This window comes from Curtobacterium sp. B18, assembly GCF_000333375.1.
In the GTDB taxonomy this organism is placed as follows: domain Bacteria; phylum Actinomycetota; class Actinomycetes; order Actinomycetales; family Microbacteriaceae; genus Curtobacterium.
The window spans coordinates 1-2,776 of sequence record NZ_BACZ01000036.1; the positions used below are offsets into that span (position 1 = coordinate 1).

1 protein-coding gene is annotated in these 2,776 nt (G+C 71.5%); it reads right to left on the reverse strand.

Annotated elements, in window-relative coordinates; translation table 11 throughout:
- Positions 1 to 480: 480 nt before the first annotated feature.
- Positions 481 to 2,776 (reverse strand): ATP-dependent Clp protease ATP-binding subunit (locus I5E_RS00980; protein WP_148286813.1); only part of this gene is annotated, 2,296 nt, incomplete at its 5' end.

Sequence of the window (2,776 nt, forward strand, 5' to 3'; positions counted from 1 at the left end):
GGAATGACTACCGATGGTGGGAGCGTCGCACCGACCACCGACGTCCACGACGACCATCCGGCGCGCTCGGACCGAGGCACCACGAGGGTGTCGGACGAGCGCACAGGACGGCTGGATCGGCACCGTGCGGCGAGGAGGCCTCAGCGCGGACGGGCCCGTCGGAGATGCGGCTGGTGTGGGACGCTCCGTGTCAGCGGACCCGGATCGGGGTGCCGCCGGACGTACGGATTCCACGGAACGGAGTCGTTGCGGTGAACATCATGGTCAGGCCCCCTCTCGGTCTCGTGCTGACGCGGTGATTGCTGCTCGTGAACACTATCCACACCGCTATTCCCCGCGCAACCCTTTTCCGGGAATTCGTCCGGAATTGCATTCCCGAACCGTTCGGACGCACCGGCACCACGGACATCCGGACACGAAGAACGCCCCGGCACCACGAGGGGTGCCGGGGCGTCCTGGCGCAGGGTGAACCAGACCGGACTAGACCGCCGCGGGGACCGCGACCGAGGCCTCGAGCGCCCCGTCGACCACGTCGATCCGGACGGTGTCGCCGCCCGTCACGGCCTCGTCCACCACGAGGCCCGCGATGCGGTCGTCGACCTCGCGCTGGATCAGGCGTCGGAGCGGACGGGCGCCGTACTCCGGCTCGTAGCCGTGCTCGGCGAGCCACGCCACCGCGGCGTCCGTCACCGTCAGGGTCATGCCCTGCGCGACGAGCCGGAGCGCCGTGTCCTCGAGCAGCAGTGACACGATCGACTCGATCTGCGAGCGGTCGAGCTTCCGGAACAGCACGATCTCGTCGATGCGGTTGATGAACTCCGGCCGCATCGCCTCACGCAGCTTGCCCATGACCCGGGCGCGCAGGTCGTCCTCGGCGTAGTCGTCCCCGGACCCGACCGGCGCGAAGCCGAGCGCACCGGAGCGCGACGCGAGGAACTCGGAGCCGATGTTCGACGTCATGATGACGACCGTGTTCCGGAAGTCCACCGTGCGGCCCTGGCCGTCCGTGAGACGACCGTCGTCGAGCACCTGCAGCAGCAGGTTGAACACGTCCGGGTGCGCCTTCTCGACCTCGTCGAGCAGCACGACCGAGTACGGGTTCCGACGGACGCGCTCGGTGAGCTGCCCGGCCTCGTCGTAGCCGACGTACCCGGGAGGGGCGCCGACCAGCCGCGAGACGGTGTGCCGCTCGCCGAACTCGCTCATGTCGAACCGCAGCATGGCCGACTCGTCGCCGAACAGCGACCCGGCCAACGCCTTCGCGAGTTCGGTCTTGCCGACACCCGTCGGACCGAGGAACAGGAAGCTGCCCACCGGACGACGGGGGTCGCCCATGCCGGTCCGGCTGCGCCGCACCGCCGTGGCGATCGCCCGCACGGCGTCGTCCTGGCCGACGACGCGCTCGTGGAGTTCGTCCTCGAGCGCGGCGAGCCGGGAGCGGTCGCCCTGCGTCAGGCGGGTCGCCGGGATCCCGGTGGCACGCGACACGACGGCTGCGATGTCCTCCTCCGTGATCGAAGTGCCCACGGTCTCCGGACCGGAGGCGCGACCAGCGTCGGCCTGACCGGCGGCGGTGATCCGCGCCTCCAGTCCGTCGATCTCGTCGCGCAGGCGCGACGCCTCCTCGTAGTGCTCCTCGGCGACCGCCGCGTCCTTCGACGCCAAGAGCGTGGCGACCTCGGCGCGCAGTGCCTCGACGTCGACGTCACCGGAGAGCGCGAGCCGACGGCGCGCACCGGCCTGGTCGACGAGGTCGATGGCCTTGTCCGGCAGGTGCCGGTCGGTGACGTAGCGGTGGGACAGCTCGACCGCGGCGCGGAGGGCGTCGGGCGTGTAGGTGACGCCGTGGTGCTCCTCGTAGCGCGGTGCGAGGCCGGTGAGGATCGCGACGGCTTCCTCGACGCTCGGCTCCCCCACCGTGACCGGCTGGAAGCGACGCTCGAGTGCGGCGTCCTTCTCGATCCGGCGGTACTCGTTCAGCGTGGTCGCGCCGACCAGGTGCAGGTCGCCGCGGGCCAGCCGGGGCTTGAGGATGTTGCCGGCGTCCATCGAGCCGCCCTCGCCGCCACCGCCGGCGCCGACCACGGTGTGCAGCTCGTCGACGAACACGATGAGCTCGTCGGCGTGCGCCGCGATCTCGTCCATCGCCGTCGTGAGCCGCTCCTCGAAGTCGCCGCGGTAGCGGGTGCCGGAGAGCATGCCGGCGAGGTCGAGCGCGACGACCCGCTTGCCCCGGAGCAGCACGGGCACGTCGCCGTCGGCGATGCGCTGCGCGAGTCCCTCGACGATGGCGGTCTTGCCGACGCCGGGCTCGCCGATCAGGACGGGGTTGTTCTTGGTGCGACGGAGCAGGATCTCGACGGTCTGCTCGATCTCGTCCGCGCGGCCGATCACCGGGTCGATGCGGCCGTCGCGGGCTCGCTCGGTGAGGTCGGTGCCGAACTGGTCGAGCGTCGGGGTGTCGCTCGCGGTGTCGGTGGTCTGGTCCGTGCTCGTGGGCATCGTGCGCCCCTCCCTGGCGGCGGCTGCGGCCTCCGCCGCGTACTCCTGCATGACCTGCGGGGTGACGCCGGCGCTCGCGAGCAGCTGCCCCGTGACGGTGTCCTGGTCCATGACGAGCGCGAAGAAGACGTGCTCGGGGTCGGTGTACGTGCTGCCGAACCCGCGGGCGGCCTGGGTGGCCTCGAGCAGATGCGCTGGGCGGTGCCGTTCAGGCCGGGGCGAGGGTCGGGCTGCTCCTGCGGCTCGCGGGGCATCGGCAGGCGCTGCTCGACCT